Below are 16,573 nucleotides of genomic sequence, written 5' to 3' on the forward strand. Positions count from 1 at the left end.
AGCCACAGTCGTGCCGACCCGACGGATCAGCGAGCACGGGTTCCTCGCCGACGGGCGCAGCGCCGCCCTGGTCGACCGGGACGGCGCGGTCAACTGGTGGTGCCCGCCCCGGTTCGACGCGCCGTCGGTGTTCGGGCGCCTGCTCGACGAGGACGCCGGCCACTGGAGCATCCGTCCCGAGGGCCCGGCCACCAGCAGCCGGTCCTACCTGGACGACACGCTGGTGCTGCGTACCGTCTTCACCACGGCGACCGGCACGGTCGCCGTCACCGACGCGCTGGCGCTGGAGCCCGGCGCGCGCGGTCACGACATCGGGATGCGCTCGCCGAGGGTGCTCGCCCGGCTGGTCGAAGGGCTGACCGGCGAGGTGCCGATGCGCGTCGAGTACGCGCCGCGTTTCGAGTACGGCCGGGTAGGCGCCTACCTCACCGAACGTGACGGGGTGGTGGCCGCCACGGCCGGCGCCTGCCGGCTGGAGCTGCGCGCCGACGTCCCGCTGACCATCGCCGAGGGGGCCGCCGCGGGACGGTTCACCGCCCGCGCCGCCAGCACCCACCGCTTCACCCTCGGGTACGCCCCGACGTACGCCGGCGGCGAACCGGCGCTGCCCGACGCCGCCGAGGTGGTGGCCGAGACAATCGCCGGCTGGCGGTCCTGGTCGGCGCTGCACGACTACCAGGGCGAGTATCGCGACGAGGTGCGGCGCAGCGCGCTCGCGGTGCAGGGGATGACCTACGCGCCCAGCGGTGCTGTCGTCGCGGCGGCCACCACGTCGGTGCCGGAGCGGCTCGGCGGCGACCGCAACTACGACTACCGCTACGTGTGGCTGCGCGACTTCAGCCTCACCCTCCAGGCGCTCTGGCGGGCGGCCTGTCCGGACGAGGCGGACCGGCAGTTCACCTGGGTGGCCCGGGCGATGGGCCGGATCGGCGACGAGCCGGTGCCGATCATGTACGGCGTCGAGGGGGAGCGGGACCTGACCGAGCACGACCTCGACCACCTGGCCGGGTACGAGCACAGCCGGCCGGTGCTCGTCGGCAACGACGCCTGGCGGCAGCGGCAGAACGACGTGCTGGGCGAGGTGCTCGACGCCGCCTGGCTGATGCGGTACTACCTCGACCCCATGTCACCGGAGGTCCGCGATCTGCTGCGGACGCTCGCCGACCAGGCCGAGCGCGGCTGGCACCGGCCCGACGCGGGGATGTGGGAGGGGCGCGGCCCGGAGCGGCACTACGTGTCGTCGAAGGTGGAGTGCTGGACCGCGCTGGACCGGGCGGTGCGGTTCGGCTCCCGCATCGGCGAGCCCGCCGACGTGGCACGCTGGGCCTCCGCACGCGACGAGGTACGGGCGGCGGTGCTCGCCCACGGCTGGAACGAGCGGGTCGGCGCGTACACCGGGGCGTTCGGCTCGGACGACCTGGACGCCTCGGTGCTGGTCATGCCGCTCGTCGGTTTTCTCCCGGCGGACGACGACCGGATGCGCGCCACGATGGACGTGCTGGAGCGGCGGCTGTCCCGCGACGGGCTGCTGCGCCGCTGGGACGGCGACCCGGCCGGGTTCGTGATCTGTTCGTTCTGGCTGGCCGCCTGCCTGGCCGAGGCGGGGGAACTGGACCGGGCGCGGCGGTTGGTCGAACGCCTCGCCGCCCGCACCAACGACCTCGGCCTGTACGCGGAGCAGATCGACCCGGACACCGGCGAGCAGGTGGGCAACTTTCCGCAGGCGTACTCACACATCGGCCTGATCGTCGCCGCCGGCCGGATCACTGACGCCGCCGCCCGCGCCGCCGCCGAGCGCCGCCCCGCCACCTCTTCCCGTCGATCATGAGGTTGACGGCGAAGTCGATCTCCCTGAGTGCCGCCAACTTCATGATCGACGGTGCAGGGAGGGAGTGGGGGAGGATGGGGGTGTGGAACTCGTGATCATGGCCGACACGCATGTGCCCAAGCGGGCGCGGGATCTGCCCGCGCCGCTGTGGGGGGCGGTGGAGGCCGCGGATGTCGTCGTGCACGCCGGGGACTGGGTGGACGTGGCGCTGCTGGACGCGCTGGAGGAGCGGTCGCGCCGGCTGGTCGGGGTGTACGGCAACAACGACGGGCCGGCGCTGCGCGCCCGGCTGCCCGAGGTGGCCCGCGTCGAGCTGGACGGCCTGCGGGTCGCCGTCGTGCACGAGACCGGCCCGAAGACCCGTCGCGAGGAGCGCTGCGCCGCCGCGTACGGCGACTGCGACCTGCTCGTCTTCGGGCACTCGCACATCCCGTGGGACAGTGTCGCCCCGGGCGGCCTGCGGCTGCTCAACCCCGGCTCACCCACCGACCGGCGGGCGCAGCCGTACGCCACGTACCTGACCGCCCGGGTGGCGGCGGGGCGGCTCGACCGGGTCGAGCTGCACCGCCTGCCCCCGCGCTGACCTCAGCGGCCCCGGCCGGTCTCCGCCTGGAGCTCGTCGATCCGCCGGGACGCCTCGGCCTTGGTCAGGCCCTCCGGCACCGGCTCGCCCGCCTCCTGGGCCAGGGTGTGCAGGTACGACTCCTGGGCGGCGGTGGGCGGCTCGTCGCCGGTGACCCAGTCGTCCGGGTCCTTGACGGCGGCGTCCGGGTTCACGTTCCTGCCGCTGGCGTTGTTGCGGTCGGCCATGTCGATCACCTCTCCTCGAACAGGTGTACCACTACCCCAGGCTCGGCGGGTTCATGCCGCCCGCCGCCTACGATCACCTGGTGACGGCGGATCGGACGGGCGTGGTGGTGGTCGGTGCGGGCATCGCCGGGGTGGCGTGCGCGACCGAGCTGGCGCGGGCCGGCGTCCCGGTGCGGGTACGCGAACGGGCCCGGGTCACCGGCGGGCGGATGGCCAGCAAGCGCTTCGACGGCCGCCCGGCCGACCTGGGCGCCGCGTACTTCACCGTGGACGACCCGGACTTCGCCGCCGTGGTCGACCGGTGGCGGGCCGCCGGGCTGGCGCGGGAGTGGACCGACACGCTCGTCGCGTACGGGCCGGGCGGGCGCCAGGAGGTCGCCGGCCCGATGCGCTGGGCCGCCCCGCGCGGGCTGCGCTCACTCGTCGAGCACCTGGCCGGCGACCTGCCGGTGACGCACGACCGGCTGGTGATGAGCGTCGAGCCCGGCCCCCGGGTGGACGGCACCGAGGCCGAGGCGGTCGTGCTCGCCATGCCCGGCCCGCAGGCCGCGCTGCTGCTGGATCCGGCGCTGGCAGAGGCCACCCGGGCGGTGGCCGCGCAGCGCTGGTCGGCGGCGCTGAGCGGGGTGCTGCACTTCCCGGCCCGCCGCTGGCCGGACTTCCGGGGCGCGTTCGTCAACGACCATCCCGTGCTCAGCCTGGTCTGCGACGACGGCGACCGGCGCGGCGACGGCGCGCCGGTGCTCGTCGCGCACACCACCGCCGCGTTCGCCGCCGGGCACCTGCTCCAGCCCACCGCCGCCCGCCCGGCGATCGAGCAGGCGGTCCGCGACCTGTTCGCACTGCCCGAGCCGACCGTGTGGGCCCACGTGCACCGCTGGACGTACGCGACCCCGGCGGCGCTCGCCGGGGGTGCCATGTTCCACCTGGACGACGACGGAATCGGCCTGGCCGGTGACGCGTTCGGCCGCCCACGGGTGCAGACCGCCTGGCGGTCCGGCCGGGACCTGGGCCGCGCGCTCGCCGCCCGGCTGGCCTGATCCGGACCCCCGCCGGTCGCTGGCCTGATCCGGGTCGCCGCCCGGACGCTCAGCCGGTGGCGCCCACGGGTTGCGCCGCCGACCCGGCCCGCGTGTCCTCGCCGGTGCGTTCGCCCTCCCGGTCCAGCAACTGCATGACGGGTGTCGCGGCGATGCCGTGCGCCACCACCGACACCACCACCACGAGACCGACAGTGGCCCAGACCAGATCCGCCTGCGGGAAGTCGGTCTTGCTGGTGGCGTACGCCAGGTAGTAGAACGAGCCGACGCCCCGGATGCCGAACAGCGAGATCACCCAGTGCTCGGCCGGCTTGCCGGGCGCTCCGCGCAGCGACAGCCACCCGGCCAGCGGCCGGATCACCAGCACCAGGGCCAGCCCGGCCAGCGCGGCCGGCCAGGTCAGCGGCGCGAGCAGCCCGCCGATCACGGCACCGCCGAACAGCAGCAGCAACAGCACCGTGAGCAGCCGCTCCACCTGCTCGGCGAAGTCGTGCAGCACGGAGTGGAACTCGTGCGTACGCTCGGCGGCCCGGATCGCGCGGGCGGCCACGAACACGGCCAGGAAGCCGTACCCGCCGATCACCTCGACCAGCCCGTACGCGAGGAACGTCGCGGCCAGCGCGAGGAAGCCCTCGGAGTGCTTGGCCAGCCGCAGCTTGCTCGGGGCGCGGAAGAACAGCTTGCCGAGCAGCCAGCCGACGAGCAGCCCGCCACCCACCCCGGCGGCCAGCTTGTAGAGCACGTCCACGGCGAACCACTCGCCCAGCCAGCCGGACGGCGCGAGTCCGGTGGTGGCGATCGCGATGGCCGCGTACACGAACGGGAAGGCCAGTCCGTCGTTGAGGCCCGCCTCCGAGGTGAGCGCGAAGCGCACCTCGTCCTCCGAGTCCTCCACATCGGTCGGTTCGCCCACCTGCACGTCGGAGGCGAGCACCGGGTCGGTGGGGGCGAGCGCCGCGCCGAGCAGCAGCGCCGCGGCCGGTACCAGACCGGCCCACCACCAGCCGAGCAGCGCCACCGCGGCGATGCACAGCGGCATGGCGATCGCCAGCAGCCGCCAGGTCGACGACCAGCGGGACCAGCTCAGCGGACGGTCGATCTTCAAGCCGGCGCCCATCAGCGCGACGATCACCCCGACCTCGGTGAGGTGGGTGGTCAGCTCGGGCCAGCGCAGCGGGTCCGGTGTGGGCAGACCGGTGGGCAGCACGAAGACGAGCATGCCGAGCCCGAGGAACGCGATGGGCATCGACAGTGGCCGTCTCTCCAGCACCCGGGGAAGCACCCCGGCCAGCAGCGCACCGACGCCCAGCAGAGCGAACGCGACATCGACCGGTTCCACGGCGCCACCCTTCCGTCGCCCGTAGGCCGGGCGGTGGAGTCCAGCAGTGCCCCGAAGCGGGCCCGGCTAAGCCTGCGCGTGCCCGCCGGTTGACCGGCCGGTCAAGCGAGCGTGCCGATGGCGCTTTCCGGCAGGGCCTCCAGCAGCGCGGCCGGGTCGTCGTAGACCGCCACCGCGCCCGCCCCGGCCAGCTCAGCCCGGCCGGTGCCGCCGCAGGTCAGGCCGATGCAGGGGATGTCCAGCTTGCCGGCGGCGGCCACGTCCCAGACCGAGTCGCCGACGAACACCACCCGCTCGGCGGTCAGCCCCGACTGGTCCAGCGCGGCGACCAGGATGTCCGGCGCCGGCTTGCTCTCCTGCGCGTCGGCCGACGAGGTGACCGAGTCGATCACGTCGTCCACGTCCAGCGCGGCGCGCAGCGCGGTGACCTCGTGCTCGGCGGCCGAGGTCGCGAGCACCACCCGCAGCCCGCGCTCCGCGCAGGCACGCAGCAGCTCCCGCGCGCCGGGCAGCGGCGCGAGCCGCTCCCAGTACTCGCCGTAGAGCGCGTCGTGCGCGTCGCGCAGCCGGCCGTCGGCGTCCCGGTCCCGCTCCGCCCCCAGCAGGTGGTCGAGGAGCTTGTCCGAGCCCATGCCGATGGACCTGTGGATCCGCGCCATCGGCACCCGGTGGTCGGCCTGGCGCAGCGCCTCCCACCAGCTCACCGTGTGCAGGTACGTCGTGTCGACCAGGGTGCCGTCCACGTCGAAGAGGACACCGCGGCGCTTGTCGTCGCTCATGTCGGGCTCCTACCCGGCCGGGGCGTCGCCGACGCGCGCCCCGCCAGCCGGAATGAGGATTTCGAACCACACAGTCGAGCCGCGGACGGTCGGGTCGGTGCCCCAGGCGTCGCTCAGCTCCTCGATCAGGCCGAGCCCGCGGCCCCGGCTGCTGAGCGTGTCGGTCTGCGCCCGGGTGACCTGACCGCGGGTGCCGGAGTCGGCCACCGACACCAGCAACCGCTCGGCGGACAGGTCGACCTCGACCCGGGCGGCGGTGCCGGCGTGCAGCAGCGCGTTCGTGGTCAGCTCGCTCGTGCACAGCACCGCCGCGCCGATCACCGCCTCGGGCACGTGCCACTCGCCGAGCTGCGCGGTCATCCAGTGCCGGACCCGGCTCGGCGCGGTCGGCTCGGCCGGCACCTCCATGCTCGCCGACCGGCTGGGGCGCACCGCGTACTCCACCGCGAGCACCGCCACGTCGTCCTCGGTGGCGCCCGGCACCGAGGCGGTCGCCACCGCGCAGAGCGCGCGCGGATCGCCGCCGGCCGCCCCGGTCACCGCCGCGCCCAGCCCGGCCATCCCGGCGGCCAGGTCCTGCCAGCGCCGCTCCACCACGCCGTCGCTGTAGAGCAGCAGGGTGTCGCCCGGGCGGAACGGCACGGTGGCGGTACGCGCCCGCCCACCACCCAGGCCCAGCGGAGGGGCGGGCGGCACGTCGACGAACTCGGCCACCGCCGCGTCGGGTCCGGCGCGCCGGATCAGCGGCGCGGGATGACCGGCGCTGGCGAGCGTGATCAGCTCGCGGTCCGCCTCGACCACGCCGAAGACCACTGTCACGAACAGCTCCTGGGTGCCGCCCTCGACACCGAGGCTGCTGACCAGCCGGTCCAGGCCGTCGAGCACCGCGTCCGGGCGGGAGTCGACCAGGGCGAGCGCGCGCAGCGCGGCGCGTACCTGGCCCATCCGTGCGGCGGCCTGCACGTCGTGCCCGGCCACGTCGCCCAGCACCACGCCCAACGCGCCGGTGGGCAGCAGGAACGCGTCGTAGAAGTCGCCGCCGGCCGCGTTGCCGTCCACGCCCGGGTCGTAGCGGGCGGCGATGCGCAGCCGGGGCAGGTCCGGCAGCCGTTCCGGCAGCATGCTGCGCTGCAGCATCTGGGCGGTGCCGTGCTGGGTCTCGAAGCGGCGGGCCCGCTCGGCGGCCTGGCCGACCAGCTCCGCGGACGCGGTCAGCAGCGCCCGTTCGGCCGGGGACCAGGGACGCGGCGTCCGGTAGCCCACCGTGAGCGAGCCTCGGACCGCGGTGGTACGCAGCGGCAGCGCCGCCAGCGCGCGGATCTTCTCGTCGTGCCGGTCGGCCGCGACGCCGCGCAGCGGCTGCCCGTCGGCGGTGAACGAGGCCACGCCGCTGCGCGCGGTCACCACGGCCGGCAGCGGCGACTCGGCGGGCATCCGGCGCCACAGCGGGGGCAGCCGCTCGTCGGCCTCGTCGAGCAGCTCGCCGCGGATACGGCGGACCAGCCGCCACGCGCTGCCCTCGTCCACCGCGAAGGACACCCGGTCGGCGTCGAAGGAGTGCAGACAGTAGCGCAGCGTCACCCGCGCCACGTCGTCGAGCGTGAGCGTGCCGGCCAGCGCCGCCGCGAAGTCGCTCAGGCTTTGCAACTGCTGGGTCAGCTGGGTGGTCTGCGCCGAGACGGTGAGCACGCCGACGATGCGGCCGGCGGAGTCGCGGACCGGGCAGTGGCCCCGGGTGAACACGGCCGGCTCGGCCGGGCCCTGCCGGTCGGCCGGCAGTACCGCCTCTCGTTGCAGGAACGGCTCGCCGTGCCGGTAGACCCGTTCCAGCGCCTCGCCGGCGCCCGGGTCGCGCCACACCTCGGCGAACGCCTCGGCCGCCGGCCGGCCCAGCGCGTCCGGGTGCCGGTCGCCGATCAGCTCGGCGTACCCGTCGTTGTAGAAGACCACCAGGTCGTCGCCGAGGAGCAGGGCCATCGGCACGGGGGAGGCGAGCACCACTTCCGTCACGGCGCGTACCGCGGGATCCCAGGTGTGCGGGGCGCCCAGCGGCGTGCCGGCCCAGGGGTGGGCGGCCCCGGCCGTCCGCCCGCCGACGACGGGATCGGTGGGCGCTCCCGGTGCGGGGGCGGACGGTGTGGGAACCCGACCGACGGTGCCTGGCATGACCGCAGCCTAACCGGAGCGTGGCAGGCGGGTTCCGATCATGCGTCCGTGGCGGGTGCCGGCACCGGTCGGCGTGGACGTTCGGGCAGGTCAGGGTCGGTTCGGTGGGGCATGTCGGGAAATTGCCCCGGTTCGGTCCGGCGTGCTGCCCAGACCACTGGGTATGCGGGCGGCGCAGTTCACGCGACAGGAGGGACATCATGCCGAAAACCCTCGCGGTCGGCCAGGTCGACATCAGTGCGGCCTGGACCGACTTCTGGAGGTCGGTGCTGCTCTTCGTACCGCGGGCGATCGCGTTCATCGCGATCCTCGTCGTGGGTTGGCTCATCGCCCGAGCCGTCCTCAAAATTGTGGACGCGGCACTGGAACGGGTCGGATTCGACCGCGCCGTCGAGCGCGGCGGCATCAAACGGGCCCTGGAACGCACCAAGTACGACGCCAGCGACATCCTGGCCAAACTGGCCTACTACGCGGTCCTGCTGTTCACCCTGCAGTTCGCCTTCGGGGTGTGGGGACCGAACGCGATCAGCGACCTGATCCGCGGGGTGGTGTCCTGGCTGCCGCGGGCCTTCGTGGCGATCGTGATCGTGGTGATCGCGGCTGCCATCGCCAACGCCGTCCGGGACCTGGTGTCCGGCGCGCTCGGCGGGCTCTCGTACGGCCGCGTGCTGGCCGACGTGACGGCGATCTTCATCCTGGCGCTCGGCGTGATCGCCGCGCTGAACCAGGTGGGCATCGCCACCACGGTGACCACACCGGTGCTGGTGGCGTTCCTCGCCACCGTGGCCGGCATCCTGATCATCGGTGTCGGTGGTGGTCTGGTCAAGCCGATGCAGGACCGCTGGGACGGGTGGCTGCACCGGGCCTCGGAGGAGTCCCGGGCGTTCCGGGAGCAGCGGCAGGCCCAGCAGGCCGGCCGGGGCGACTACGAACGCCGGATGGCCGACCGGGGCGGGCAGCCCGCGCCGGCGGCGCAGCAGTCGTCCATGTCGGGCGCGGCCACGTACCGCTCCGGCGAGGCGGGCGACGAGACGCAGCAGTTCCGTCGGCCGGGCGGCTGACGGCAACGGGTGACGGGGTGTCCGCGGGGCGATCGCGGGCGCCCCGTAGCCGTCTCCGGGTCAGGCCAGGTGACGCGGGTCCAGCCCGCGGGCCAGCAGGCAGACCGCGAGCAGGCGGGTGAGCACCCAGTCCGGCTCGGACCAGTCCACAGACTCCGCGGGTGGCGTCCACCCGTGCTCCGACGCCGCGTCGCGGAGCCCTTCGGCGTACCCGGCGAGCGCCGCCACGGTCAGCGGGCGGCGGTCGCCGTCGAGGCTGTCGCGCACCCCCGCCGCGTGCTGGTCGACCTCGGCGAGCAGCCCGGGGTTGGCGTGGGCCGCGGCGAGGCCGGCGGTGCCGACGGCGGCGGTAAGCGTGGTGAGGGTCGACCGCGCGGCCACCGCCGCGGAGCGGGTCGCGACCCGGTTGTTCGGCACGCGCATGGTGTCCGAGGCTATCGCCGGTCACCGGGGGCCGACCTCGGCCGAGCGGCGGATGCCCGGGTCGTCCGGGGGAGCGGTCGCCTCCTCCGCCGGGATTGAGTCGCCCGTGCGGGGGCAGAAGTCCGGTACGCAGACCACACGATCGGGGCCACGGAGGGACACGATGGGACAGCGGGCCGACGGACCGGACCGGGCACACCGGCGCCCGGACGGAGTGAGTGACGCCACGGTCGAGGCGCTGGGCAAGCTCAGCGAGGCCCTGGAGTGCGTCGAGCGGGCCCGCGGCCACCTGTACGAGCTGCACCAGCTCATCGGCCACGCCGACCTGATGCTCGACGACGCGGTGGAGATGTTCCGCTCCGCCGGTCATCCGGCGCTCGCCGGGCGGATCGACAGGGAACTGCTCGGCCGCAACGTCATCGCCGGGCGGTGGACGTTCCAGATCGTCGAGGACTTCGACGACGGGTACTACGCGCTCTTCCGGGAGCTGGACCGGCAGGCCCGCGACGAGCTGGTCGAGGGCCGGCGGCACCTCTACGAGGCGGAGATGAAGGAGCGCCGCCGCAGCCGGGGGGTGGCGGGGCACGAGGCGCGCCCCGGCACGCGCTGACTCAGTCGGAGGAGCGGGCTTCGGCCGGGCGGCGGCGGGCGCCGTCGTCGGCGATGATCACGGTCGCGACCATCAGCGCCACCACCAGGCTGAACAGCCAGGAGCTGTCCTCGGTGAACCGGGCGGAGACCGGAGCCTGGATCGCGGCGAGCAGGAAGCCCAGCCAGGCGAGCTTGCGCTGACGGTTGGAGAGGAAACCGGAGCCCTGTTGCATCCCGAAAGTCTTGCGCGCATCAGGGGGAGTGCCGTCAGCCGTTCGGCCGATTCTAGATGGGCTGTCCGTTTTTCCGGCTGTCCGTACCGCACTTTTTGTCGTTTCGGCCGAGCATGAATCCGGCGGCTGCGGGCATCGGCACGGATGCCCGCAGCCGGCGGAATCACATGCTGTCCGGGCCGGTCCGCCCGATCGTCGACGGCCGGTAGGCCCGGTCCGCGTCGGTCATCTCACGGCGCTCGGCCTCCGGGCCGGCGCCCCGGTCCACCGCCTCCGGGCCGTGGCCGAACGCGGCCTCCTCGCCGGCGTCGTTGGCGGTGACGTCGTCGCCCTGGCCGTCCATGGCCGACCGGGCGATGGCCTGGTCCAGCTCGTGCAGGGGAGTACGGTCCTCGTCGCGCCACTGGCGGTCGTTGTCGGTCATTCCCCTGCGGTACCCGGACCGGATGACCGCAAACGGCCGGGCACGGCGATGGCCGCCGGCATCGCCGGCGGCCATCGAAACTCGGGTACGGGGGATGGATCAGGGGGTCGGCCGGTCGACCGCGCCGCGCCAGGCGCCCGTCTCCTGACCGCGTCGCTCGATGAACTGCTTGAACCGGTCCAGGTCGCCCTTGGCGCGCCGGTCGACCACGCCCAGCTTGTCGCCGGCCTTCTCGACCACGCCGTGCGGCTCGAACTCCATCTGGAGCGTGACCCGGGTGTGCCCCTCGTCGAGGCGGTGGAAGGTCACCACGCCCGCCTGCTGGGTGCCCCCGGTGGAGCGCCAGGCCACCCGCTCGTCGGGCAGCTGCTCGGTGATCTCGGCGTCGAACTCGCGCTTCACGCCCGCGATCTCGACGGTCCAGTGGGTCATCGTGTCCGAGAGCTGCCGGACCTCCTGCACGCCCTCCATGAAGTGCGGGAACTCCTCGAACTGGGTCCACTGGTCGTACGCGGTCCGGATCGGTACGTCAACGTCCACGTGCTCGGTAACGCCGCTCATGTCGGGGTTCCTCCTGTTCCGCTGGGTGTCTTCGTACGGGCCGTGGGCCGGCCCGCTCACCAGCGCGTCGTCTCGTTCCTGTGCCCGAGGGCGGCCCACACCTCGGAGATCGTCTGGTAACGGGTGCCCTCGGGCAGGGTCTCCAGGGCGGCGACGATGTCCGCCGGCGCCTCGTTCTCCCGCGCGTTGGCAAGCAGCGCCTCCCGGTCGCCGGGCAGGGCGGTCATCGTGATGAACCGCCCCAGACGGCTGCGCGCCTCGACGTCCTCGGAGCTCATGCCCTGCGGCGCGCCGCTGCGCAGCTCCCCGGCCGGCGCCGTGGTGGCCTCCGGCTGGTCCTCGCCGGCCGGCTCCGGGACCCGGAACTCCTCGGCCCGCGAACCGCCGGTGCCGGCGCCTTGGACGAGACCGCTGACCTCGCTGCTCATCTGGTCGTCGACCCTGGGCGAGTGCTTGCTGCTGCCACGTTCCATACCTTGGGAGATGCCCCGGGGGGCCGCCGGTAAACCGGCGCCGGCCGGGGGAGCCGGTCATCCGGGCGGCAACCGGTCGGCCGTCTTCTCCCCGTCCGCCTTCTCTGCCTTGTCCTCGTCGGCCGGGGCGCGCGGCGGCAGCACCGGGTCGTCCGGTTCCTCCACCCCGGCCTGCATCGCCCGCCCGCGTTGCAGCTCGGCGTTCACCTGGACGCCGAGCATCAACGCGCAGTTGGACAGGTAGAGCCACACCAGGAACGCGATGACCGCGCCGAGACTGCCGTACGTGACGTCGTACGAGCCGAAGTTGGCCACGTACAGGCCGAAACCGAAGGAGGCGAGCACCCAGGCCACGAGCGCGAGCGCGCCGCCCGGGGTGAGCCAGCGGAACCGCGGCTGGCGCACGTTCGGCGCGATCCAGAACAGCAGCGACAGCAGTGTCATGGCGACCACCGCGAGCAGCGGCCACTTCGCCACCGACCACGTCGTGCGGGCCACCGCACCGGCGTGCAGCAGGTCGCCGACCGCGTCGGTGACCGGGCCGCTGACGATCAGCCCGGTGGCCACCACCGCGAGCAGCACGATCGTCACCGCGGCCATGCCGATCTGCAACGGACGTAGCCGGTAGAACGGCCGGCCCTCCCGCACCCCGTAGATGGCGTTGGAGGCGCGGGTGAACGCGCCGATGAATCCGGACGCGGACCAGAGCGCGCCGAGCAGACCGAAGCTGAGCAGCACCTTCGCCGAACCCTGCTGCTCGACCACGTTGCGCACCACGCCCACGAACGCGTCGTTGCCGACCACCGAGCCGGCGCCGATCTCCCGGGCCAGGTCGATCACGGTGTCGACGGTGCGCGGGCCGTCCGAGACCAGGCCGACCAGTGCGACCACCACGATCGTGGACGGGAACAGCGCCAGCACCCCGTAGTAGGTGAGCGCCGCCGCCCAGTCGGCGCAGTTGTCGGTGACGAAACCCTTGCCGCTGCGCACCAGCACGCCCCGCCAGGTACGCCAGTTGAGCTGACGGATCCGCCGGGGGAGACGGGACCGCGTCCGGCCGCCGGCCGTCTGGGGTGTCGTCACGGTCATGTCCGCCTCCTCCAGGCCCGTGCCACCGGGCGTGGGCGGGCGGTACCCCCGGGGGGAAATCGACAAACCGGGTGCCGGTTTGCCCGCCGGGCGGGCGGGAACCACACCAGACACCCGATCGAGACTCCAGGAGGACGAGATGCCCGGGCGCGAGGTACTGCCCAGCACGCTGCGGCGCTCCCCGGCGAAGGCGCAGCGGACCTGGGAGAAGACGCACGACTCGGCGGTCGAGACGTACGGCGAGGGGGAGCGGGCGCACCGCACCGCCTTCGCCGCGGTCAAGCACGAGTTCGAGAAGGTGGGTGACCACTGGGAGCCCAAGGGCCGCAAGGGGCCCAGCGACAAGCAGGCCGAGGGCGGCGGCCCGGCCCGGCGCGCGAAGACGGCCGGCGGGGTGGACGCCAACGCCACCAAGGACCACCTCATGGAGGTGGCGAAGAAGCTGGACGTGCGCGGCCGGTCCAGGATGACCAAACCGGAACTGGTCGAGGCGATCGAGAAGGCCAACAACAACGCGACCCGCAAGGCCCGCGGGGGTCGCTGAACCCTGGGGGTACGCGTCGAGCCCGGGACCGATGCGGTCCCGGGCTCGGGTCGTCCGGCCTCAGTCGTACGCTCTCACCAGTGGCCGCCGCCCGGCGCCTCCAGGTGCACCGCCTTCACGCTGCTGAACTCGTCCAGCAGCTCCGGGCCGTACCCGAAGCCCTGACCACTGCCCCGGCGCGGCTGGGCCGCGCCGCCGGGCGCCCCGCCGAACACCGAGTTGATCTTTACGGTGCCGACCGGCAGTTCCCGCCAGGCGCGCTGGGCGTGGCTCATCGAGCCGGTCAGCACGGTGGCGGCCAGGCCGTACGGGGAGTCGGCCGCACAGCGCAGCCCTTCGCTGAACGAGTCGACGACCACCACCGGGGCGACCGGCCCGAACGTCTCCTCGCGGACCAGCGCCATGTCGTGGCGGCAGCCCTCGATCACCGTTGCCGGGTAGAACGCGCCGGGCCCGTCGGGCAGCACGCCGCCGGTGCGTACCCGGGCCCCGTCGGCGAGTGCGGCGGTGACCTGCCCGTGCACGTGGTCCCGGTGCCGCCGGTCGACGAGCGGCGCGAGCTGCGTGCCCGCGTCACGGCCGGGGCCCACGGTGAGCGCCTCGGCGCGCGCCACGAGCGCGTCGACGAAACCCTCGGCGACATCGCGGTGCACGTAGATCCGCTCCACCGCCACGCAGATCTGACCGGCGTTGGCGAAGCAGCCCAGCGCCGCCTGTTCGGCCGCCCAGACCGGGTCGACGTCCGCGTCGACCACGAGCGGGTCGCTGCCGCCGTTCTCCAGCAGCACCTTCGCCCCGGTGCGCGCGCCCGCGGCGGCGATCGCCCGGCCGGTGGCCGTGGAACCGACGTGGGCGATCACGTCCAGCTCCTGCCCGGCGAGCGCGGCACCCACCTCGCCGCCGCCGGTGAGCAGCGACAGCACCCCGGCCGGCAACGCCGAGTCCAGCGCCCGGGCCAGCAGCCAGCCGGTCGCCGGGGTCCGCTCGCTCGGCTTGTAGACCACCACGTTGCCGGTGACCAGCGCCGCGCCGAGCAGTCCGCAGGACACCGCCACCGGGTCGTTCCACGGGGTGATCGCGGCGACCACGCCGCGCGGCTCGGGGGCCATGAAATCCAGCGCGTCGTGGCCGCCGTGCAGCGTCCGGCCGCCCCGGACCGGTGCCAGCTCGGCGTACTGTCGTAGCGTGCCGACGCCCGCCGCCACCCCGCCCCGCGCGTCGTCGAGCGGCTTGCCCATCTCCGCTGTGGTCGCCTCGGCCAGCTCCCCGGCCGCCGCCTCGACCGCGTCCGCCGCCCGGTGCAGCGCCGCGGCCCGTTCCGCGGGTGCGGTCGCCGCCCACTCCGCCGCCGCGCCCCGCGCCGCCTCCACCGCCTTGGCCACCTCGTCGGCGGTGGCCACCGGGGCCCGCGTCACCGGCGACCCGTCCGCCGGATCGTGGACGACCATCTCGCCGCCCTCGCCGCCGGCGCCCCACACTCCACCAATGAGCTGCGCAACCGTGTACATGCGGCCGTGCTTGCCCCGGCCTGGGCGGGACAAACGCGTTTCGCCCGGTGACCGGCCGGGTAGGCGGATCCGATGACCTCCACCGCAGACGCCGTCGTCATCGGGGCCGGACACAACGGGCTGGTGGCCGCGAACCTGCTCGTGGACGCCGGCTGGGACGTCGAGGTCCTGGAGGCCACCGAGGCGCCCGGCGGAGCCGTCCGCTCCGCGTACGTGACCGCGCCGGGTTACCTCAGCGACCTCTACAGCTCCTTCTACCCGCTCGGCTACGCCTCCCCGGTGCTCGACGGGCTGGACCTGGAACGGCACGGCCTGTCCTGGACTCACGCGCCGGACGTGCTGGCGCATCTGCTCCCGGACGGGCGGGCGGCCGTGGTCAACCGCGACCTCGACGTCACCGCCGCCTCGCTGGAGGCGTTCGCGCCCGGCGACGGGGAGCGCTGGCGGCACGCGTACGCCGACTGGTGCCAGGTCGCCGAGCCGATGCTGCAGACCATCACCACCCCGTTCCCGCCGGTACGCGGCGGGCTGGGCCTGCTGCGGCAACTCCGGGTCGGCGGGGCGCTCCGGCTCGCGCGCCGCCTCGTGCTCCCGGTCCGCAAGCTCGGCGCCGAGCTGTTCGAGGGCGAGGGCGGCACGGTGCTGCTGGCCGGCTGCGCCCTGCACACCGACCTGTCCCCGGAGGAGGCCGGCTCCGGGGTGTACGGCTGGCTGCTCGCCATGCTCGGCCAGCAGGTCGGCTGGCCGGTGCCGGTCGGCGGCGCCCAGCGGATCACCGACGCGCTCGTGACCCGTCTGGTCGAGCGTGGGGGGCGGATCACGTACGGCGCCCGGGTGGAGCGGGTGCTCACCGCCCGGGGCCGGGCGATGGGCGTACGCACCGCGGGCGGCACCGACTGGCGGGCCCGGCGCGCGGTGCTCGCCGACGTGCCCGCGCCGGCGCTCTTCCTCGATCTGGTCGGCGCGGCGGCGCTGCCGCCCCGGATGGTCGAGGACCTGGCGCACTTCAAGTGGGACGGCTCCACGCTCAAGGTCGACTGGGCGCTGTCCGCGCCGGTGCCGTGGAAGAACCGCGACCTGGCCGGTGCCGGCACCGTGCACCTGGGCGCAGACCTCGACGGCCTCACCACGTACGCGGCCGAGCTGGCCCGCGGCGAGCTGCCGCGGGATCCGTTCCTGCTGGTGGGGCAGATGTCGGTGGCCGACCCGAGCCACTCACCGCCCGGCACCGAGTCGCTCTGGGCCTACACCCATCTGCCGTTCCGCCGGGACTGGCGGGCCGAGGAGGTGGCGGGGCACGTGGAGCGGATGGAGGAGGTGCTGGAGGCGGCGGCGCCCGGTTTCCGGGCGTCGATCGTCGGGCGGCACGTGGCCGGCCCGGCCGACCTGGAGGCCGCCGAACCGAGCCTGGTCGGGGGAGCGCTCGGCGGCGGCACGGCCGCGGCGTACCAGCAGTTGTTCCTGCGGCCGATCCCCGGCCTGGGCCGGGCCGACACCCCGGTGGACCGGCTCTACCTGGCCAGCGCCTCCGCGCACCCCGGCGGCGGCGTCCACGGTGCGCCGGGGGCGAACGCGGCGCGGGCCGCGCTGGCCCGCGACCGGGCCGTCACCGGCCCGGTGTACGCCCGGACGATCGCCGCCGCCCACCGCACCGTCTACCGCTGACCCGACCGCATCTCCACCACCGCCGCTCCCGCCGAGGCT

18 protein-coding genes are annotated in these 16,573 nt (G+C 74.4%); 7 read left to right on the forward strand and 11 right to left on the reverse strand.

Features of this window, described 5'->3' with window-relative positions; all coding sequences use genetic code 11:
- The first annotated feature begins 10 nt into the window (after positions 1 to 10).
- Together F8279_RS06430 and F8279_RS06435 are read left to right on the forward strand one after the other, a co-directional pair.
- The gene (locus F8279_RS06430; protein ID WP_091423929.1) at positions 11 to 1,828 is read left to right on the forward strand and encodes a glycoside hydrolase family 15 protein; all 1,818 of its coding nucleotides are present in this window, start codon (positions 11 to 13) and stop codon (positions 1,826 to 1,828) included.
- Positions 1,829 to 1,910: 82 nt separating this feature from the next.
- Complete coding sequence (locus tag F8279_RS06435; protein ID WP_091423932.1) at positions 1,911 to 2,411, forward strand: metallophosphoesterase; 501 nt, start codon at positions 1,911 to 1,913, stop codon at positions 2,409 to 2,411.
- A gap of 2 nt (positions 2,412 to 2,413) precedes the next feature.
- Here the strand turns inward: F8279_RS06435 and F8279_RS06440 are convergent, their stop codons facing one another.
- Positions 2,414 to 2,638: a DUF3072 domain-containing protein gene (locus tag F8279_RS06440; RefSeq protein ID WP_091424546.1), complete on the reverse strand. Its 225-nt coding sequence runs from the start codon at positions 2,636 to 2,638 to the stop codon at positions 2,414 to 2,416.
- Between the two features lie 53 nt (positions 2,639 to 2,691).
- Between F8279_RS06440 and F8279_RS06445 the strand changes: the two genes are divergently transcribed.
- Positions 2,692 to 3,678, forward strand: a complete 987-nt coding sequence (locus F8279_RS06445) for an NAD(P)/FAD-dependent oxidoreductase (RefSeq protein ID WP_192580640.1) — start codon at positions 2,692 to 2,694, stop codon at positions 3,676 to 3,678.
- A 49-nt stretch (positions 3,679 to 3,727) separates the two neighbouring features.
- On the opposite strand, the gene F8279_RS06450 is transcribed toward F8279_RS06445, so the two are convergent.
- From F8279_RS06450 to F8279_RS06460, 3 genes are all read right to left on the reverse strand, one after another.
- Complete coding sequence (locus F8279_RS06450; RefSeq protein WP_091423938.1) at positions 3,728 to 5,017, reverse strand: sodium:proton antiporter; 1,290 nt, start codon at positions 5,015 to 5,017, stop codon at positions 3,728 to 3,730.
- A gap of 101 nt (positions 5,018 to 5,118) precedes the next feature.
- Positions 5,119 to 5,796, reverse strand: a complete 678-nt coding sequence (locus F8279_RS06455) for an HAD family hydrolase (RefSeq protein ID WP_151499379.1) — start codon at positions 5,794 to 5,796, stop codon at positions 5,119 to 5,121.
- A gap of 9 nt (positions 5,797 to 5,805) precedes the next feature.
- Positions 5,806 to 7,962, reverse strand: a complete 2,157-nt coding sequence (locus F8279_RS06460) for a SpoIIE family protein phosphatase (protein WP_151499380.1) — start codon at positions 7,960 to 7,962, stop codon at positions 5,806 to 5,808.
- A 200-nt stretch (positions 7,963 to 8,162) separates the two neighbouring features.
- Here F8279_RS06460 and F8279_RS06465 point away from each other — a divergent pair, with 200 nt between their 5' ends.
- Entirely contained in the window at positions 8,163 to 9,023 is an 861-nt protein-coding gene (locus F8279_RS06465) for a hypothetical protein (protein ID WP_151499381.1), read from the forward strand.
- A gap of 60 nt (positions 9,024 to 9,083) precedes the next feature.
- Here the strand turns inward: F8279_RS06465 and F8279_RS06470 are convergent, their stop codons facing one another.
- Entirely contained in the window at positions 9,084 to 9,446 is a 363-nt protein-coding gene (locus F8279_RS06470) for a DUF6401 family natural product biosynthesis protein (protein WP_151499382.1), read from the reverse strand.
- A 163-nt stretch (positions 9,447 to 9,609) separates the two neighbouring features.
- Here F8279_RS06470 and F8279_RS06475 point away from each other — a divergent pair, with 163 nt between their 5' ends.
- Positions 9,610 to 10,056, forward strand: a complete 447-nt coding sequence (locus F8279_RS06475; RefSeq protein WP_151499383.1) for a hypothetical protein — start codon at positions 9,610 to 9,612, stop codon at positions 10,054 to 10,056.
- A gap of 1 nt (position 10,057) precedes the next feature.
- On the opposite strand, the gene F8279_RS06480 is transcribed toward F8279_RS06475, so the two are convergent.
- From F8279_RS06480 to F8279_RS06500, 5 genes are all read right to left on the reverse strand, one after another.
- Entirely contained in the window at positions 10,058 to 10,270 is a 213-nt protein-coding gene (locus tag F8279_RS06480) for a hypothetical protein (RefSeq protein WP_018784964.1), read from the reverse strand.
- A 163-nt stretch (positions 10,271 to 10,433) separates the two neighbouring features.
- On the reverse strand, positions 10,434 to 10,694 hold the full coding sequence (locus F8279_RS06485) for a hypothetical protein (protein WP_151499384.1): 261 nt from the start codon (positions 10,692 to 10,694) through the stop codon (positions 10,434 to 10,436).
- 99 nt (positions 10,695 to 10,793) lie between these two features.
- Positions 10,794 to 11,255 carry an SRPBCC family protein gene (locus F8279_RS06490; RefSeq protein WP_091423965.1) on the reverse strand — a complete coding sequence of 154 codons (462 nt, stop codon included), beginning with the start codon at positions 11,253 to 11,255 and terminating at the stop codon, positions 10,794 to 10,796.
- Positions 11,256 to 11,311: 56 nt separating this feature from the next.
- Positions 11,312 to 11,728, reverse strand: a complete 417-nt coding sequence (locus tag F8279_RS06495; protein WP_091423971.1) for a DUF2795 domain-containing protein — start codon at positions 11,726 to 11,728, stop codon at positions 11,312 to 11,314.
- 57 nt (positions 11,729 to 11,785) lie between these two features.
- Complete coding sequence (locus tag F8279_RS06500) at positions 11,786 to 12,817, reverse strand: YihY/virulence factor BrkB family protein (protein ID WP_151499385.1); 1,032 nt, start codon at positions 12,815 to 12,817, stop codon at positions 11,786 to 11,788.
- A 139-nt stretch (positions 12,818 to 12,956) separates the two neighbouring features.
- On the opposite strand from F8279_RS06500, the gene F8279_RS06505 reads away from it, so the two are divergent.
- Positions 12,957 to 13,361, forward strand: coding sequence for a ChaB family protein (locus F8279_RS06505; protein ID WP_091423977.1), 405 nt, complete (start codon positions 12,957 to 12,959; stop codon positions 13,359 to 13,361).
- Positions 13,362 to 13,435: 74 nt separating this feature from the next.
- Here the strand turns inward: F8279_RS06505 and F8279_RS06510 are convergent, their stop codons facing one another.
- On the reverse strand, positions 13,436 to 14,869 hold the full coding sequence (locus F8279_RS06510; protein ID WP_091423982.1) for an aldehyde dehydrogenase: 1,434 nt from the start codon (positions 14,867 to 14,869) through the stop codon (positions 13,436 to 13,438).
- A 72-nt stretch (positions 14,870 to 14,941) separates the two neighbouring features.
- On the opposite strand from F8279_RS06510, the gene F8279_RS06515 reads away from it, so the two are divergent.
- Positions 14,942 to 16,534: an NAD(P)/FAD-dependent oxidoreductase gene (locus F8279_RS06515; protein WP_091423987.1), complete on the forward strand. Its 1,593-nt coding sequence runs from the start codon at positions 14,942 to 14,944 to the stop codon at positions 16,532 to 16,534.
- The last annotated feature ends 39 nt before the right edge of the window (positions 16,535 to 16,573 follow it).

This window comes from Micromonospora sp. AMSO1212t (assembly GCF_008868145.1).
Classification (GTDB): Bacteria; Actinomycetota; Actinomycetes; order Mycobacteriales; family Micromonosporaceae; genus Micromonospora; species Micromonospora tulbaghiae.